Genomic DNA, 17,824 nt, shown 5'->3' on the forward strand with positions numbered 1-17,824 from the left:
GGATGTCAATACGCGGATGCCGACGGACCGCTGCGGCGCATGCCGAGGCACGGCAGTCCCGTCAGGACTGCCGTGCGGTCAGGAACGCTGCGCTGTCCGGCCGTGCGTCAGGAGGAAGGACCGAGCACGAGGGTCGGCGCCACGAGGTGCTCGCCGGGCGCCCGCTCGGGAGAAAGGACATCGGCGGCGGCGAGCCGGCCGAGCCGCTGCAGCTCCAGATCGACGGTGGTGAGCCGGCGGATCCCCTGGTCCAGGACGATGCCTTCCCAGTTGTCGACGCCGACGACGGCGATGTCCGCGGACACCCGCAGGCCGCGCGCGGCGCAGACCTCAAGCACGCCCAGGCCGATATGGTCGTTGCCGCAGAAGACGGCGTCGATCTCGACACCGGAATCGAGCAGGTCGGACATCGCCTGGGCGCCCCATCCGTGAGACCAGGATCCGTGCCGGGTCTCACCGGCCTGCTTCAGCCCGGCAGCCTCCAGTTCCGTACGCATTCCGCGCTCACGCAGGCGCACGGCGATGCTGTCCCGACTGCCCGTGATGTGGGCGATACGCGTACGACCGCGCTCCACCAGGTGCCGCGTCGCGAGGCGGCCCGCGCCCTCGTTGTCGGGCAGGTAGACGACATCCTCGCGCTGGTCCGACGCCGCGAACGCGTACGTCACGGGTACGCCGAAATGGTGCGTCACCGACGGCGACACGCGTTCGTGACCGTCCCCGACGACGAGAAGACCGTCGATGCGGCGCGCCTGGAGCGCCCGGATGCTCTTGGTCATCTGACGCGGCACGAGCAGGTCCTCGTCGAACACGAGGGACGCCTGCTGCAACTCGCCGAGCTGCAGCACCGCGCCGATGAGGACCGGACCTGCGAAGGTACTGGCCGCGCGGTAGGTCAGGACCCCGATGGTCCGGCTGCGCCCGAGCGCGAAGGAGCGCGCGAGCGCGTTCGGCTGAAAATCGAGCCGCTCCGCGACCTCACGCACGCGCGCCCGGGTCTCCGCCGAGATCCGATCGCCCCCGTTCAGGGCCTTGGACGCGGTGGAGAGCGACACTCCGGCGATCGCCGCGATGTCGCTCAACCGGACGTTGCGGTTCGACGGCATGCCGAGAGCATACCGGCGCGAAGGCATTGACAGAGTCCGACCGCCCAGCGAAAAATGCCGAACTGCGAAACCGATTTCGCACCGCAAAGCCTCCCCGTCCCCCGATCGCGATCATCCGACGCCTCATCGAGGAGCGCTCATGCCCAGGACGATCTCTCCGCTTTCCGAAAGGGCGCTCTCCCGCCGAGCGCTCACGCTGCTGGCTTCCCTCGCTGCCGCCATGGCGCTGCTGTCCGCCCCACAGCCCGCCGCCGCCGACACCGGGCCCGTCGTGATCGGCGACTTCGAACACGGCACCGATCCGTGGTTCCCGGTGACGACGAGCGGCGCCACAGCGACGCTCACGACCACCACCGACGCCCCCGCGGGTGGCACCGCGTCCGCCCGTGTCCAGGCGAACGCGCCGAGCGGAACGGTCGAGATGGCGCGCGGCGTCCCCTCGCTCGACCTGCGAAGACTCGACCTCTCGGTACGCAGCGCCCAGCTGACCGGCCTGGTCCTGCGCCTCGTCGACAGCACCGGGCAGGCGCACCAGCAGACCCTTGCGCTCTCGCCCGGCACGCAGTGGCAGAAGCTGTCGGTCACCACCTTCGCCGGCGGAGCTCAGTACGTTCACTGGGGCGGCGCCAATGACGGCGTGTGGCACGGGCCGCTGACGCAGATCTCGCTGCTGATCGACGCGTTCCGCATCTCTCCTGGCCCCGCCGTGACGCTCGACGTCGACGACGTCATCGCCCAGGGACCGCCGCCCCCGCTCGCCATCAGGCCAACCACGCTCGGCAACGCCTTCACGACCGGCGACACCGTCTCGTTCGGCGTCGACACGGCCGCCACGTCGCTCAACTGGTCGGCGCGGGACGCGTACGGGGCCGTCGTCGCCGCCGGCTCCGGCACCCCGGCACAGCTCGGGAACACCATCTCCCTCGGCACCCTGGGGACCGGCTGGTACACGGTTGACATCGCCGCCGTCCAGCCCGACGGCACCACCGTCAACGGCGGCACGGACGTCTCGGTGCTGCCCGCGACCACGCTCCGGGAACGGCGCGTTGGTGCCGCGACGCACTACGGTGGGAGGTGGCCGACGGCCTCCGCACCCTTGCTCGGAAAGGCTGGTCTCGGCTTCGCTCGTGACGAGGCGTACTGGTCGGAGGTCGAACGGGTCAAAGGCACCTACGCCTTCCCCTCGCGCGTGGAGAACGCCGATGCGGCGCTACGCGCGACCGGCGTGGACTTCCTGCAGGTGCTCGACTACGGCAACACGCTCTACCACCAGGGCGAGGCGCCCGCGACCGATGAGGGACGAGCCGGTTTCGCCGGATACGCCCAGGCCTCCGTCGATCACTTCGGCACCGCGCGCGCGGCGTACGAGGTGTGGAACGAGTGGAACATCCGCGACGTGACCGGGCCCGCGGGGGCGACGCCGCAGAACTACGTCGCGCTGCTCGCCGCGACCGCCACGAAGGTGAAGGCGACGCATCCGGACGCGACACTGGCCGGGCCTGCCCTCGCGCCGATGAACGACTGGCAGGGCTGGCTCGACGGCTTCATCGCCGCCGGCGGCCTCGACCACATCGACGCGTTCTCGACCCACCCGTACAACTTCACCGCCGAGCCGGAGGCGTTCCGGACCCACGTGGCGATCCTGCGGCAGAAGCTCGCCGCGGCGGGGCACCCCGACATGCCGATCTGGTTCACCGAGCACGGCTGGTACACGACGCAGAACCCACCCGGCGTAGCGCCCGGCGTACAGGCACGCAACCTCGCGCGCGCCCAACTCCTGGGCCTCGGCGACGGGATCGGCCGCTACACCGTCTACGACTTCAAGGACGACGGCACGAACCCGGCCGATGCCGAACACAACTTCGGGATGATCCGCAACGAGGTTGACGCTCGTGGTGCGTACGTCCCCAAGCCCGCGTTCACCGCCGAGGGCGTACTCACTCGCCAGACGGCGGAGCGCCCCGTACGCGCGGTTCTGCCGCTCGGCACCGGCCGCTACGGAGTCGAGTTCGGCCCGCGTACGGGCGAATCCGCTGACACGCGGATGCAGGCGCTGTGGGCACTGACGCCGCAGACCTGGAGCGTCCAGGCGACCGGCTCGGTAACGGTCACCAACCTCTACGGCGGCACCACTGTCCTTGAGCCGGACGCCGGCGGACGGGTGCACGTCTCCGTGGGTGCGGAGCCGATCTATCTGCAAGGCGCACTGGGCCAGGTGGCGACCACCTCGCCGTTCTCGCTGGCCGTCACGGGTGCCATCGGTGGAAGCGCGCCGGATGCCACCTGGCACATCGCCAACCCGGGGACCGCGGCCCGCACCCTCTCGCTCGTCTCCGACGGGCTGACCACGCAGGCGACCGTGCCCGCCGGGGCGACGCAGGACGTCGCGGCGGCGCTCGCGCCCGCTCAGGTGGGACAGCGCACCTGGACCGCGGTCGTACGGGAGGGAGGTCACGCGATCGGCGTCCTCACCGCCGACGCGCAGGTCGTTCCCGCATTGCAGCTGACGGGTGAGCACTCGCTGAGCGCTGCCGGCACGGACGTGCTGCGGCTCAAGGTTCTCAATCGCAGCACGCATGCGGTACGCCTCGACGGTGTCACCTGGACTGTCGGCGGTTCGAGGGGAACAGCGCTGGCCGATGCGCAGGTGGCGGGCGGAGCCACGGCCGTACAGGATGTTCCGCTCACCGCCTTCGGTGCGTGGTCGGCGACCGTCTCCGGACCGGCGACCGATACCGCGAGCGGCGTCGTCGTGGCGGCGAGTTCGGTGGCGGTGGACGTCCCGTACCAGCCGGTGAAGATCGACGGCGTGGTGGACCGCGCCGTGGAGAAGCTCCCGGCCCAGACGCTGGGCAAGGACGAACAGGTGATCACCGGATGGAAGGGCCCGCACGACCTCAGCGGAAGCCTGTGGATCACACACGACGACAGCCGGCTCTACCTCACCGCCCAGATCGTCGACGACGTCCAGGCACAGCCCGCGAGGGATGCGGCCATCTGGCAGGGCGACAGTCTCCAACTCGGGTCGTCCCCCGGCTGGCCGGGCGAAAGTGGCCGCCCCGTCGGCGAGGTCGGCACCGCCCTGACCGACGCGGGACCGGTCGACCTCACCCGATGGCTACCCGTCAGTGGCGGGACGGACGGCATCGCGACCATGGTGAAGCGGGACGAGAAGACGAAGACGACGACCTACGAGCTGGCAGCGACGTGGGCGGCGCTCGGGGTCGACCCGGCCAGTCGCATCATGGCCGCCACCATCGCGATCAACGACAACGACGGGTCGGGTCGCCGCGGCTGGAGCACCTGGGGCAAGGGTGTCGCCGAAGCGAAGGATCCGAGCCTGTTCCACGCCCTGCGGCTCATGCCTCCCGGCGGTGACGAGGTGGACCTGTCGACACAGGCGCGTACGGTGTGCCTTCCGTCCGGTGGCGCCGTCGCGGTCGACGTGACGAACCGGGAGCTGCTGGCAGCCGGTGTTCGCCTCACCACTCCATGGGGTCGCAAGGAGTTCCGCGATGTGCCACCCGGTACGCGGGTCTCCGAGACCTTTCCCACCGGGTCGGTATCGCTTCCCGCCGGGAAGGTGACCGTGGATGCTTCGGTCGTCGCCCCGAGCGGCCAGCCGTCCTACCAGCGGCGGCAGGTGCCCTACCCGCCGATCGACTGCCCCTGACCGAGCCCACCCGGACGACGGCGGAGAGGCCTCCCCTCTCCGCCGTCAACCTTCGGCACAGCTGTCACAAGCCAGCCGGCTGGCCGCGGCAGGGCTCGCCCCGGGCCCGCTACATCGCGGTGGCCGGCGAGGGAGGACGGTCCGAGAGCAGGCCGCGTGCCGCGCGCACCTGGCTGACCGAGCAGTTCAGCGCCCCGGCGATCCGCTCCTCGAGTCCGGGGCCTTGGTTGGCCGCCTCGGACGTCACCCAGTTAATTGGTCACCCAGCCCCGATGTCAGATACCGGTGGGCGGCGGTAACCTGCGCGGCGACACCGGCCACGACACGTCCGCATCGTAAGCCGAGGGCAGGACCGCCGCCGATCTGGTCCGCTGGTACTCCGACGGACTCATCGCCTTGGTCGACACCTTATGCACGACGGCGGACGACGCCCCGGCGATGGTGTTCCCACACAGTGTGAAGGTTTCCGCCGGATCTGCCGCCCAGCCTTGGAGCTTGTTTTCGGAAACAGATACCCTCCGATGAAAGATCCACCGTCCACCTGGGAGGTATGGGACCATGCGCAAGCTGATGTCAGCGCTCGGCGCGGGGGCACTGCTGACGGCCGGGCTGTTCGTCGGCGCCGCTCCGGCACAGGCGACGACCTGCACCCTGGTGCAGTCCGAGATCTACAACGGGGCCAACATCATCTCCTGGGCGCAGGGCTTGGAGGGCTGCTCCGGCGACGTCCACTGGGAGATCCAGTCGGGCGACAGCGGCACCTGGCAGGTCGCGCAGAGCGGCACGACTCACTACGACAATGCGGTCACGAGCTACTACGGCGACGTCGATCTGCCGTGCTACCTGCGGGTCTACGCGAAGTTCGGCAGCCAGGAGAAGCTGACGCAGCCGGCGCGCAACAACAACTGCGGCGTGGGCTGAGGCGGGACGTCCGCACATGACGAGACGGCCGGACCTGGAAGGTCCGGCCGTCTCAGTTGGTAGCGGGGTCAGGATCGAATGACGCTCTGCCGGATGTCAGAGCGTCATGAAGCGCTCGTTCTCCGGCCGCTGGGGGCCTGGAAGCCGGTGAGGCTGGGTGTGTCGTTCGTGGTCAGGGCGATCTGGTTGAGCACCAGCCCGGCTTCACGAGGTGCCAGCGTGATCGTGTGCTCGCCCGGCTTGAGTGCCAATGCGGCCGCAGCGACGCTCGTGCTGCCGTACCAGGTCTCGAACCCGGTTTCCGGCCCGGACTTGTTCGACTGGTATCGCCATTGCCCGTCGACGACCACGTGGTAGGAGTCGGCGTCGGCGTTGGGATTGCTCGAGTTGACGAACAGGTAGTACGTGCCACCGGTCTGGATGTCGACGGTGAAGTCGAGCCGCGGGGGTGCTCCTGCCGCGGAACTTCCGTTGACCTTCTGCGTCGGGCCGGCCTTGAACAGCGCCTCGGCCTGGGCCGCGGAGGTGGCCAGCCACTGCGCCTTCGCGCTGGCATCGGCAGGGGGGACGACCTGCAGGCCGTTCCGAGCCGACGCCCACCCGTGCGTCCCGTTGTTGCTGTCGGTCGCACGAGCGGAAGCGCTCTTCTCCAGCGCGTCCGCCGGATCGATGACGACCAGGCCGTCGTGCTCCAGGTAGGCACCGGCCGGCGCATCTTCGCCTCTGCTCACCGTGACAGGCACCACCCAGGTCTCGCCACGGCCGTCGGTGATGGAGACCTTGGCCGTTCCAGCCCTGTGCCCGGTGATCCTGGCCTCGCTGTCCTGTACGGCGACCGTGACGGCGGTCTCGTTGTCCGATGTCGCGGCCACCGCGGCCGCCACGCCCTGGACCGTGCTCGTCCGGCCCACCGATGCCTGGATCACCGGCAGCCGGTGGCCCCGGCCGCTGGGTGTGAGGAACCCGGAGAAGCCCGGCGTGCTGTTCGTGGTCAGGGCGATCTGGTTGAGCACGATCCCGGCCTCGCGAGGCGCGAGCGTGATCGTGTGTTCGCCGGGCTTGAGCGCCAGCGCGGCACCCGTGGCGCTCGTGCTGCCGTACCAGGTCTCGAACCCGGTCTCCGGTGCGCTCTTGCCCGACTGGTACCGCCACTGCCCGTCGACGACCAGGTGGTAGGAGTCGGCGTCGGCGTTGGGGTGGCTCGAGTTGACGAACAGGTAGTAGGTGCCGCCGGTCTGGATGTCGACGGTGAAGTCGAGCCGCGGGGGTGCTCCTGCCGCGGAACTTCCGTTGACCTTCTGCGTCGGGCCGGCCTTGAACAGCGCCTCGGCCTGGGCCGCGGAGGTGGCCAGCCACTGCGCCTTCGCGCTGGCATCGGCAGGGGGGACGACCTGCAGGCCGTTCCGAGCCAACGCCCACCCGTGCGTCCCGTTGTTGCTGTCGGTCGCACGAGCGGAAGCGCTCTTCTCCAGCGCGTCCGCCGGATCAAGGACGACCAGGCCGTCCTGCTCCAGGTACGGGCCGACCGGCGCACCGTCCGCCCGCCGCACCGTGACGGCCAGCACCCAGGCCTCACCGCCACCGGCGGTGATGGAGACCTCGGTTCGCCCGGCCCTGCGTCCGGTGATGCTCACCGCGCCGTCCTTGATCGCGACCGACACCGCGGTCTCGTTGTCCGACTCCGCGGCCACCACGCCCGCCACACCCTCGACCCTGCTCGTCCGGCCCACCGACGTCTCGATCGCAGGCAGCCGGCGAAGCTGCGGCATCACGCCGGGAAGTGCCGCCACGGCCGCTGTCTGGGGTGCGGCGATGTTGTTCGGGCTCTCGGGCGGGCCGACCAGGCCGTCACCGACCGCGCCGTCGCGAGTCTCGATGATGATCCGGTCGAAGAGGATCGCGGTGTCCGAGCGGTAGACCATGAGGTCGTGCCAGCCCGGCGTGGTCACCTCGACGGTGAAGGTCAGGGGTTCGATCCCGTGCATGATGTTGAATCCCCAGGGGCTGGTGCTCGTACCGGCGACGGAGTTGCCGCGCAGCAGGCTGGGGACCTGGTCGTCGAGCCCGACGGCCGTGCGCGCGGTGCGCGGCGTGCCGTTGTCCTCGGTGCCTTCGTTCAGCGTCGGAATTCGGTAGAAGGTCCCGGTGAACCTCCCGGTGGAGGTGAAGTGGACCCGGTATCTCAGGCGGGCGGTCGTCTCGAAGGCGGAGTCGACCCGGGGCGCGATCTCCGGGAAGCTGCCCATCGATGCCCCGCGCTGGCCCACGCCTTCAAGGGGTGCCCACCGGCTTCCGTCGGCACCGGGCACGTTCTCGGAGAAGTGCTCGGCCTCGAGGGCCACGTATCCGTTGGCCTCCAGGTGCGCCGGCTCGGCGATCCGGCGCAGGTCCACGGCGGCCCGCTTCGCGTCGACCGTGAACGTCGCGACCGGGTCGCCGGCCTTGGCGCCGTCGACGGCGTTGAAGACCCGGATCGTTCCCGTCGTGGCCGGGTGGTCCTTGGCGACCGTCACCGTGACTCGGTGCTCTGTCGCGGTCGTGCCCGAGCGCTGAGAAAGGGTGATCCACGCAGCGCCCGCCTCGGCGATCCACTCCTGCGGCGTGGCGACGTCGTCCCGGGAGAACACGTCGAAGAACCGCTTGTCGTCGGGTGCCGCCGAGTTGAACGTCAGCGTGCCGTGCCCGGGCTCCTTGCTCCCCTCGGCGGCGGCGCCCACCGCATCGGTCGGTGCGGCCACCCGGGCATACCGGTCGTTGGTGAGCATGACGGCGCCCTCGTTCGGGAAACCTTCGGGATGGCTGTGGCCGATGGCGTGGTCCCACTTGCCGTCGCTGATCGTGTTCCAGTAGTCCTCGTCGGCGAGGATGCGCTCACGGGCCTGCTTCGAGAGCAGCTCGTAGCTGCCCGCGCTGGCGTAGCGGCCTTGGGCGGCAGCGAGCTGGTTCTTCCAGTAGAAGCCGATCTGCTCCGCCATGTTGCGGTAGGACCGGACCCGGTGGAGCACCTGCTGATAGAACGCGGAGCGATAGCGCGGGTCGAGCTTCGCGGACACGCCCTCAAGAATCCTCACCAGCTCGTTGGACTCGTTGATGTAGCGCTGGAGTTCATCCCCGTCAGAGGTGGCGCTGAACGGGAAGACCTGACCGGCGTGGATCCTTCCTGAGTTCGCGTTGGAGGAGTTGATCTCCCCCCAGAACTCGGCGCGCTTGGTGTTCTCGAGCGCGTCGAACCTTTTCAGTGCGTCGGCGACCACGGCGGCGTTGTTGCCCCTCAGCCGGAAGTCTCGCTGCACGTGCTCGGTGAGGAACCTGCTCCCGATGTTCGTGTCGTCATAGCCCTCGACGTCCCACGCGAGCTTGGCGAACAGGTCGAGCTTGATCTCGCCGGGCTTGATGTCCCCGACGTTGAGGATCCAGTAACGCCCCGCACCGGAGTTCCACGCCCGACGCAGCTGCTGCACCATCAGGGACATCGGCGTCGAGTTCAGCCACAGGTAGCTCTTCGGCTCGCCCCAGTAGGAGATGTGGTAGTAGACGCCGTTCCCGCCGGACCGGGCGGCTTCGGTCCGCGTGGGCACCTGGCGCAGATAGCCCTGGTTGTCCTCGGCCCACATCAGGGTCACGTCGGCGGGGATGTGGTCTTTCAGCCCGGCGTTGTAGAGGTCGTTCATCTCCTTGTACGGGATGAACACCTGCGGCACAGCGTCGGCGCTGCCGTAGACCGCTGCGATCAGCTCGCGCTGCTCGCGAATGACGTCGGCCTCCATCTCGACCTTGTCCTTGAACCCGTACTGGTTACCGGGTGTGAACACCGGATCGCTGTCGTGCACGCCGCGGATACCCAGGGCAAGAATGTTCTCGAAGTCGGCGTTGGCGACCACCCGCTGGCGCCAGTACTCCAGGATCGCGGGCTTGTTGATCGAGTAGTCGAAGGCCGCCACGGCGTCCGCGCCCTTGATGTGGAGCGCGTCCTTGTTGCGGTCGTACCACTGTCGCCACTCGCCCTCGTTGTTGCGCAGCATCAGCTCGGCGTGAGACGAGGACGCGACCACGCCGAACGCTGCCGCCTCGCGAGCGTTGATCGGTGTCCCCGTGTCGTACGTCCCGGTGTCGGTGACCGCGTTGAACGCCCTTGAGGCCAGGTGCATCGCCGGCCACAGCGTATTCAGCCTCAGCCGCAGCATCAGCTCGAAGACGTGCCGGTAGAAGTTGACATCAGGCGTGCCGTTGCCGGTGGGGAACTTCCTCTTCGCCCACGCGATGGTGCGTTCCTCATCGTTAATGAAGAATCCGCGGTACTTGACGTCCGGCCCGTCGTCGACCCGGGTCTTGCCTTTAACGTCGATGTCGTCGCGCTGCTTGACCGGCACGTCGCTGTACCAGTACCACGGTGAGACGCCGATCTCCTCAGAGATCGAGTAGATCCCGTAGATCGTCCCGCGGGCATCGCTGCCGGCGATCACCAGTGCGTTGTCGACCCCGGGCATCGGGTTCTTGATGGTCTTGGTCGCGTACGCCTCCCACTTGCCCTTGATCCCGGCGGCCTCGTCGAACCTGCCGGCTGCGACGATCTCGTCGATCAGCCGGCTCTGGCCGATCTGGCCGACGATGATCGCGTTCTGCTGGCCCGCGGCCTGGGTCAGCAGGGCCGGCAGCTTGCTCTGGTCGGCCTTCGCCAACCGCGCTTCCTTGGCCGACTCGTCGTCGACAAACAGGCTCTGCACCTCACCGGGATCGATCGCCCCGGTCACCATGGCGACGTCCTGCCGCAGGTCCTGAACGGCGCGGCGCACCTGCGTGTAGTCCCGATCGGCGTGATCGCCGCCGTAGGACGGGTCGATCAGGATCGGCGAGGTCGTGTGACCGTTGAAGATGGTGAAGTCACCCGACGACGCGTGCGCCGGCGTCACCTCCACCGACGTCAGGGACGCGGCCAGCACAACGCCGGTCACGACAGCCGCGGACCATCGCCTGGCCCGACCCGCGAAACTGCGCTTGTCGGGTTGCACACCTCGACCTCTTAGCCCGGGCTGCGACATCCCTCGCTCCTCTCGTCCGCCACGGTCACCGTGCGGCCGGCACGGTCGCAACCTAGGAACCAGGCGACAACTTCTGCAAGGTATTGCCAGAATTGCCATTGTCGTGACTAGATGCGTTCGTGGAGCCCACCATCTTCGATGTCGCGCAAGCTGCCGGCGTGGCCGCATCGACGGTCTCCCGGGCGTTCAACAAGCCCGGCCGGGTCAACGAAGCGACGCGACAGCGGATAGTCGCTGCCGCCGCACAGCTGGGCTACCAGCACAGACCGCAGAACCGCGCCCTTCCGGGTCCACGCCACCGCACCATCGCCATGGTGCTGTCCGACATCACCAATCCCCACTTCTTCGAGCTGATCCGCGGCGCGGAGCAGCGCGCGAAGGCGTCCGACGTCACTCTCGTGATCGTCAACGCCGAGGAATCCCGGCGCATCGAGGAGAACCAGATTCGCGACCTGGCCGCTGGCGTGGACGGGTTCCTGCTGGCCTCCAGCCGACTCCGCGACGAGGTCCTGCGCGACCTCGCCAAACTGCACCGGATCGTCCTGTTCAATCGAGAGCTGCCCGGGTTGACCAGCGTCACGTTCGACACCGCCGCGGGCTGTCAGCAGATCCTGGAACACCTGGCCTCGCTCGGGCACCAGAGCCTCACCTACTGCGCCGGGCCACCCAGCTCCTGGATGGGTGCGGCGCGCTGGGCGGCACTGAGCGCCGGGGCCGAAGCGCACGGTCTGACGGCACACCGGATCGGTCCGTACACCCCCAACGTCGCCAACGGCGGGGCCGCCGCCGACGGAGCACTACGCACCGATGTGACGGCGGTCGTAGCTCACAACGACCTCCTGGCGATCGGCATCATCCGACGCCTCGCCCAGCGCGGTGTTCGAGTCCCGGCCGACATCAGCGTGATCGGATTCGACGACATCTTCGCCGCCGACTTCGTCCATCCCTCGTTGACCACCCTGGCTGGACCCGGGTCGCACGCCGGTCGGCTCGCGGTAGAGCTCGTGATCGAGCAGTTCGCCGCACGACAGGGCGAGGGCGAGGCGATCCGTCTGCCTACCGAGCTGGTGCTTCGCGAGTCGTCCGGCCCAGCGGAACGCCGCGCCTGAGCGGCGCGGCCGCAGCGAACGCGACGAGCGCCTGCAGACCACCAACACCACCGGAAAACCTCGACGCCTTCTTCGACGTGGCTGTACCAGAAGGGCGAGCCGGCCTCCTGGTAACCGTGCCCGCGGGCCCCGCGAGCATGCTCGCGAAGCCCGCTGCGTGGCCGGGGGCGGGTGGCCGGATCCGGCCGAGTTCGCCGGCAAGGGTTGTAGTCGCCGCCGGTGCCTTTGTAGCGTGACCCGGGTCCTTGAATCGATTCACGTTCGCCCGAACCACGAGGCATCGTCCCGCCCGAGGAGAGGCGCAAATGACCGAAGAACCCAGAATCAGCCGACGCACTGTCCTGCGGGGAGCCGGCGCGCTCGCCGCCGCTCCGTTGATGGCCCAGGTCCTCGCCGCAGAGGCCGCAGCGGCGCAGGCGCCCCCGCAGCCCGGACCGCGCATCGACCGGCGGGCGGTGGTCTCCCGCCACCCGATCGTCCGGTACACCAGCGACCGGGAACTGCCCGTCCAGGTGGGCAACGGCCGGTTCGCCTTCGGCGCCGACGTCACCGGCCTGCAGACGTTCGTCCCGTTCTCCACCCTGTCCGACTGGGGCTGGCACAGCGACGCCCTGCCGCCGGGGAAGACCGTCGCCGACTACAAGGGCACGGTCTGGGACACCTACGGCCGGCCGGTCTACTACTGGACCGGCGACAAGAACGAGCCGGAGCTGCACAACTGGCTGCGCGGCAACCCGCACCGGATCAACCTCGGCCGGATCGGCCTGCACCTGCTGAGGGCCGACGGCACCGAGGCCACCGAGGCCGACCTCACCGACACGGTGCAGCGGCTGGACACCTGGACCGGGCTGCTGCACAGCAGCTTCCGGCTGGACGGGCATCCGGTCACCGTGGAGACCTCCTGCCACCCCGGCATCGACGCGGTCGGCGTCCGGATCACCTCGCCCCTGGTGGCGCTCGGCCGGCTCACGGTATTCCTCGACTTTCCCTACGCGACCGCCGCCGGGCAGGACAAGTTCTCCGCCCCGTACGTCGGCTTCTGGGACCGGCCGCAGGCACACACCACCACCCTGTCCTCCCGCGGCGCCGCCGGCGCGGTGATCATGCACGTCCTGGACGAGACCGAGTACCAGGTCGCACTCGCCTTCACCGCCGGCGCGACGGTGACCCAGGAGGACCCGGCGCGGCACCGCTACCGGATCACCGGCGGGCGCTCCGAGCGGCTCGACCTCACCTGCCACTTCGCACCGGAGGTGGACCGGGCGGCCCCACCAGCCGCCGAGGTGTCGGCGCAGAGCGCGTCCTGGTGGCCCCGCTTCTGGCACACGGGAGGGGCGGTCGACCTGTCCGGCAGCAGCGATCCCCGGTGGCGGGAACTGGAGCGGCGGATCGTGCTCAGCCAGTACCACCTGGCCGTCAACGAGGCGGGCAATGAGCCGCCGCAGGAGTCGGGCCTGGTGAACAACGGCTGGTACGGCAAGTTCCACATGGAAATGTACTGGTGGCACGCCGCGCACTACGCGCTCTGGGACCGGTGGCCGCTGCTAGACCGCAGCACCGACATCTACTCCCGGTTCCTGCCGCGCGCCCGGCAGCTCGCCGCCGAGCAGGGTTTCCGGGGCGCCCGGTGGCCGAAGATGACCACCGCGGTCGGTGACGCGACCGGACGCGAGTCGCCGAACGTGCCGACCGCCCTGCTGCTCTGGCAGCAGCCGCACCCAATCTTCTTGGCCGAACTCGACTACCAGGCCCACCCGACCCGCCGGACGCTGCTCAAGTGGCAGACGGTGATCTTCGAGAGCGCCGAGTTCATAGCGTCGTTCGCCCACGATGACGGCACCGGCCGTTATGTTCTAGGGCCGCCGCTGATGTGCGCCAACGAGCGCAACCCCGCCGGGGCCACCACGAACCCGACCTTCGAGTTGTCGTACTGGCGGTTCGGGCTGCGGATCGCCCAGCAGTGGCGCGAACGCCTCGGTTTGGGCCGCGACGCGCGGTGGGACGACGTGCTCACCCGGCTGGCGCCGCTGCCCGTGCAGGACGGCCGGTACGTGCTCTACGAGGGTGTGCCGGACATGTGGACCCGGTTCAACACCAACCACCCCGACCCGGTCGCCCCGTACGGCATGCTGCCCGGCGACGGCGTGGACGTCGAGACCATGCGGGCGACCACCGCCAAGGTGTACGAGACGTGGCCGGTGACCGACCTGTACAGCTGGGACTTCCCGCTGCTGGCGATGAACGCCGCCCGCCTGGGGGACCCTGTACGGGCGGTGGACTTCCTGCTGCACGAGCGACTCGGCTTCACCGACACTGGGCTGCCGGCCAGTGGCAAGAAGGGGGTCCCTTCGCCATACTTCCCGGCCGCGGGCGGGCTGCTCTACGCCGTTGCGATGATGTGCGCGGGCTGGGGTGACTCCCCAGACGTGCCGGGCGGTGCGGCCGGCGCCGACGGCACCGCACCCGGGTTCCCGGAGGGCTGGGTGGTTCGGTGGGAGGGGCTTGCCCCGGCGTTGTGACGGACGAACGGGGGCGGGTGGCCGGCTTCGCCGGTCACCCGCCCCCAAGTTCACTCCTCGATCGCCCCGCCCCACTGCCCGCAGGTGTTCCGCAAGGTCAGCGCTGAATTCTCGGCGCGGGCGGCCAGATGTGCCCTGAGGCCAATCTGAGCGCGCAGCTCCCCGGCTCACTCCGGTCGGCTTGCCGTCGCTCCGCGTCCCTGATCGACTCCGCGAGGTCGAACACCTCCCCCACCCGGTCCACCCGGCACAACAGCGCGCCGTCCTCGTCGACCAGCGCAACGTCGCCGGCATCGACCGTCCACAGCCCACCCGAGCCGAGGTCAGCGCGTCCGAGGGCCGGGGTCGAGGCGCAGTGGGCCGGTCGGGATGGCGCCGAGGCTGAACACCAGCAGCCGGACCGCCCGGATGTCGACGGTGTCCCGGTGCAGGCCCCGACCACCAGGCCGGCCAGGCCGACGGCCTGCGCCTCCAGGCCCATCAGGTCGCCGACGCAGGCCTCGCCCGTACGCGGGCTGATGTCCACCACCAGCACGTCGCCGACGCGGCCCGGTCGACGGCCTCGAGAAAGTGGTCGACGCTGCCGACGTGGCGGGTCGGCAGCACCCACCCCGCGACGGCCCGTCCGCCGGTTACCACCGGCCGCGTCCCGGGCGGCCCGCAGTGCACCGGGACGCCGGCCCGCAGGCAGGCGTCGGCGACGTGGGCGGTGGTCAGGTCGCCGAACCGCCGACGCAGCATCTGCGGGATCGACCTTCGAGGGCGAGGCGTCGCCTGGCCGCACGGATAGGGGCGCGAGACCGTCTCACGGGTGGCCGCGCGGTTCGGTGCGGCCACCCGGCGAGAATGGTCAGGGACTTCAAGAGGTTCCTGCGTCCGCGGCCACGTGGTAGACGATCGTGTTGATGTTGATTCCGTTGAACAGGTTCAGCGCGACATAGTGACGATCGGTGTACCAGTACTGGTCGTCGTTCAGCGTGATCGTGCCACTCGTGAAGGAGCCGTCCGCGTTCACGGTCACCGGAATCGCCGTGCCACTCCTGTCCACGAAGATGCGGGCCGTGCCACCGACTAAAAAGCCGGGGTATGTGGCCAGGTCGACCTGGCCGGTGATCGTGAAGCTGTGTGCGGAGACCTTGTTGATCACATTCGGGTTGCCGACGCTCACCGGCGTCAGTTGCACGGTCTCGTCACCTGCGTGGGCTACCGTCTCGTCCAGGACGTTCAGCGGTGTCGTGTTGTAGACCGTCTCCGCTCCGGTCGACGGGTCGATGTAGGTTACATTCTCGACAACCAGGTTTTTTATGTTCTTGTTCGAGTTGAAGGCGGCCTGCAGCGTGTTGCTCGTGTGGAAGGTCGAATTCCGATAGTAGACGTTCTGCACCGGTGAGCGCGAGGCTGCGCTGGAGAACTGGAACGTGGTTCTGCCCGGAGTCATCGTCGGCGCGGTGTTGACGTCGTCCAGGTAGATGTTGCGGACCGTCGGGTTGAAGATGTCGGCGTTGGGGAACGACACGGTTTCGGAGTAGTTGCTGTCGAGTTGGACCATCGCGGACCGCGCCATTTTCAGCAGGTTGTGCCGGAGATAGATCTTCTCGACGAATCCGCCCCGGTACGAGTTCGTCTTGATCTTCAGGATCATCGCCAGCCCAGGTCCACCGAACTCGTTGTGTTCGATGAACACGTTCCGGATGCCTCCCGACATCTCGCTGCCCATCGAGACCGCGGCAGAGTACGTGCCGATGTTGTCGTTGTTGTACAGCGAGTCCCGGACGATGATGTTCTCGCTTGGTTGCCGGTGCATCCTGCCATTGACGTTTCGGCCGGCCTTGATCGCGGCACCGTCATCGCTGACCGTAACGCGGTTCCTCTCCATGACGACGTTCTTGGAGGACTCCGGGTTGGTGCCGTCGTCGTTGTTCCAGCCGGTGGCCTCGAAGTCTTTGGTCTTGTCGCTGTAGATGTCGAGGTCTCTGATGAGTACGTTCTCGGAGTTGAGCGGGTGGACGATCCAGAACGGCGTGTTCCTGATCTTCACGTCCTCGATGAGGACGTTGCGGGAATGGTTCGTTTCGATGAAATGCGGCCGGAAGGTGGACTTCATGGCCACCGCGTCCGCTGGCGGCGGAACGTGTTTTACCGTGTCCCCGTCGATCACCGGGACCGCGCTGGGCATGTGCCCGTCGTCGGTGAATATTCGCTTTCTGATCGGCACGTCCTCGAAGTTCATCTGGTTGAGGATGCCGTTTTCACCGTACGGAGCGTCGAGGCTCTTGTTCTCCACCGACGGCTCACCCCAGTAGCCCTTCTTCCACGGTCGCCAGTTCCACATGTCCTCCTGGCCGTCGAGGGTCCCGCCGCCAGTGACCGCGATGTTCGTCTGGTTGAGCGCGTAGATCAGCGGAGAGAAGTTGTAGAAGTCGGTCCCCTCATAACTGCTCAGGACGACCGGGTAGTACTTGTTGGTCTTGTTCCGCATGAACTTGACCACGGCACCGGTCTCAATCCGCAGGTTGACATTGCTCAGGAGGGTTATCGCCCCCGAGTAGTAGGCGCCGTTGGCGTTGCGTGAGCCCATGGCGGGGATGACGACGATACCACCGCCGCTCTCGTGACAGTCTCTGATAGCTGCATGAATCGCCTCGGTGTAGTACCACACCTCCTGCGAGCTTGCGACCAACGGTGACGTCTTGTTCGCCGGGTTGTCGGCCTGATTTCCGACGTAGAATGTCTCGGTGACGCGTCGCACCAGGCCGGCATACTTCGGGTCGGTGATGTCGCAGTAGTTGTCTTTGAAGGTCGGCGTGTTGGCGTTGACCGTCTGGTCTATCTCGTTGTACTGGTCCTCGTTCCAGTACGCGCCGTCTCTTTTCTTGGCGTCCGGGTCGTAGATTGCCAACCGATAAGCGAATCGGTCCTCGCCATTCTCGGCGGTAACCTGGAGCTGATCGCCGTCGGCGATGACGCCCGACCGCTTCTCCTGATGATCTTTGTTCACCACGATGTGGCTTTGTCTCGACGTGTCCTTGGCGACGATCTGCGCCTTGAGTTGTTGAACGGTCACGCCGTTCCTGACAGTGATGGTCGAGGTCCCGACAGTTTTTATCATGCCGGATTCGTTCTGTTTGGCGACAACGACGGTCCCGGTGGAACGCCGTTCCGCCGTGCTCGCCTGAGATTCGACGGGATCTGCCCATGCCACGCGTGGTGCGCTTGCGACCACCAGCGCGGCAACCGCGACGAGCATGACCCGTCTCCTACCTCGCCTCTTCATCGGTATGACCTCCGGTGTGCGTGTCGTTACCGTTCATGTTTCGAGGAACAGCCGATGGCTGGCGCGTTCGTCCCGCGTCATCCAGTCGGCGCGGCCACCTCGCTGTGCCGGGCACCAAAGGCCCGGCGAGCACGACGATCTCCGGCCTTTCCAGAGCACCGTGGGACAGAACACCCGCCGGGC

8 protein-coding genes are annotated in these 17,824 nt (G+C 68.3%); 4 read left to right on the forward strand and 4 right to left on the reverse strand.

Annotated elements, in window-relative coordinates; all coding sequences use genetic code 11:
• Nucleotides 1–107: 107 nt before the first annotated feature.
• The gene (locus tag ABZ783_RS28825) at nt 108–1,106 is read right to left on the reverse strand and encodes a LacI family DNA-binding transcriptional regulator (RefSeq protein ID WP_357443561.1); all 999 of its coding nucleotides are present in this window, start codon (nt 1,104–1,106) and stop codon (nt 108–110) included.
• On the opposite strand from ABZ783_RS28825, the gene ABZ783_RS28830 reads away from it, so the two are divergent.
• Together ABZ783_RS28830 and ABZ783_RS28835 are read left to right on the forward strand one after the other, a co-directional pair.
• Nucleotides 1,072–4,779: a hypothetical protein gene (locus tag ABZ783_RS28830; protein WP_357443563.1), complete on the forward strand. Its 3,708-nt coding sequence runs from the start codon at nt 1,072–1,074 to the stop codon at nt 4,777–4,779. The genes ABZ783_RS28825 and ABZ783_RS28830 overlap by 35 nt on opposite strands.
• 558 nt (nt 4,780–5,337) lie before the next feature.
• Entirely contained in the window at nt 5,338–5,700 is a 363-nt protein-coding gene (locus ABZ783_RS28835; RefSeq protein WP_357443565.1) for a hypothetical protein, read from the forward strand.
• Between the two features lie 104 nt (nt 5,701–5,804).
• Here the strand turns inward: ABZ783_RS28835 and ABZ783_RS28840 are convergent, their stop codons facing one another.
• Nucleotides 5,805–10,652 carry a glycosyl hydrolase 115 family protein gene (locus ABZ783_RS28840; protein ID WP_357443566.1) on the reverse strand — a complete coding sequence of 1,616 codons (4,848 nt, stop codon included), beginning with the start codon at nt 10,650–10,652 and terminating at the stop codon, nt 5,805–5,807.
• Nucleotides 10,653–10,858: 206 nt separating this feature from the next.
• Between ABZ783_RS28840 and ABZ783_RS28845 the strand changes: the two genes are divergently transcribed.
• The gene (locus ABZ783_RS28845) at nt 10,859–11,848 is read left to right on the forward strand and encodes a LacI family DNA-binding transcriptional regulator (RefSeq protein ID WP_357443568.1); all 990 of its coding nucleotides are present in this window, start codon (nt 10,859–10,861) and stop codon (nt 11,846–11,848) included.
• A gap of 305 nt (nt 11,849–12,153) precedes the next feature.
• Nucleotides 12,154–14,367: a hypothetical protein gene (locus ABZ783_RS28850; protein ID WP_357443570.1), complete on the forward strand. Its 2,214-nt coding sequence runs from the start codon at nt 12,154–12,156 to the stop codon at nt 14,365–14,367.
• Between the two features lie 97 nt (nt 14,368–14,464).
• Here the strand turns inward: ABZ783_RS28850 and ABZ783_RS28855 are convergent, their stop codons facing one another.
• Nucleotides 14,465–14,902, reverse strand: a complete 438-nt coding sequence (locus ABZ783_RS28855; RefSeq protein ID WP_357443572.1) for a hypothetical protein — start codon at nt 14,900–14,902, stop codon at nt 14,465–14,467.
• Between the two features lie 324 nt (nt 14,903–15,226).
• A complete protein-coding gene (locus ABZ783_RS28860) occupies nt 15,227–17,614 on the reverse strand; it encodes a glycosyl hydrolase family 28 protein (RefSeq protein ID WP_357443574.1) in 2,388 nt (795 codons plus the stop codon).
• Nucleotides 17,615–17,824 lie beyond the last annotated feature (210 nt).

Source organism: Micromonospora sp. NPDC047738, from assembly GCF_040642675.1.
Lineage (GTDB): Bacteria > Actinomycetota > Actinomycetes > Mycobacteriales > Micromonosporaceae > Micromonospora.

Bases quoted from the DNA above. Each gene is read 5' to 3' on its own strand.
- ABZ783_RS28835 (WP_357443565.1), top strand. From the start codon at position 5,338: ATGCGCAAGCTGATGTCAGCGCTCGGCGCGGGGGCACTGCTGACGGCC.
- ABZ783_RS28830 (WP_357443563.1), top strand. From the start codon at position 1,072: ATGTCGCTCAACCGGACGTTGCGGTTCGACGGCATGCCGAGAGCATAC.
- ABZ783_RS28825 (WP_357443561.1), bottom strand. From the start codon at position 1,106: ATGCCGTCGAACCGCAACGTCCGGTTGAGCGACATCGCGGCGATCGCC.
- ABZ783_RS28860 (WP_357443574.1), bottom strand. From the start codon at position 17,614: ATGCTCGTCGCGGTTGCCGCGCTGGTGGTCGCAAGCGCACCACGCGTG.
- ABZ783_RS28850 (WP_357443570.1), top strand. From the start codon at position 12,154: ATGACCGAAGAACCCAGAATCAGCCGACGCACTGTCCTGCGGGGAGCC.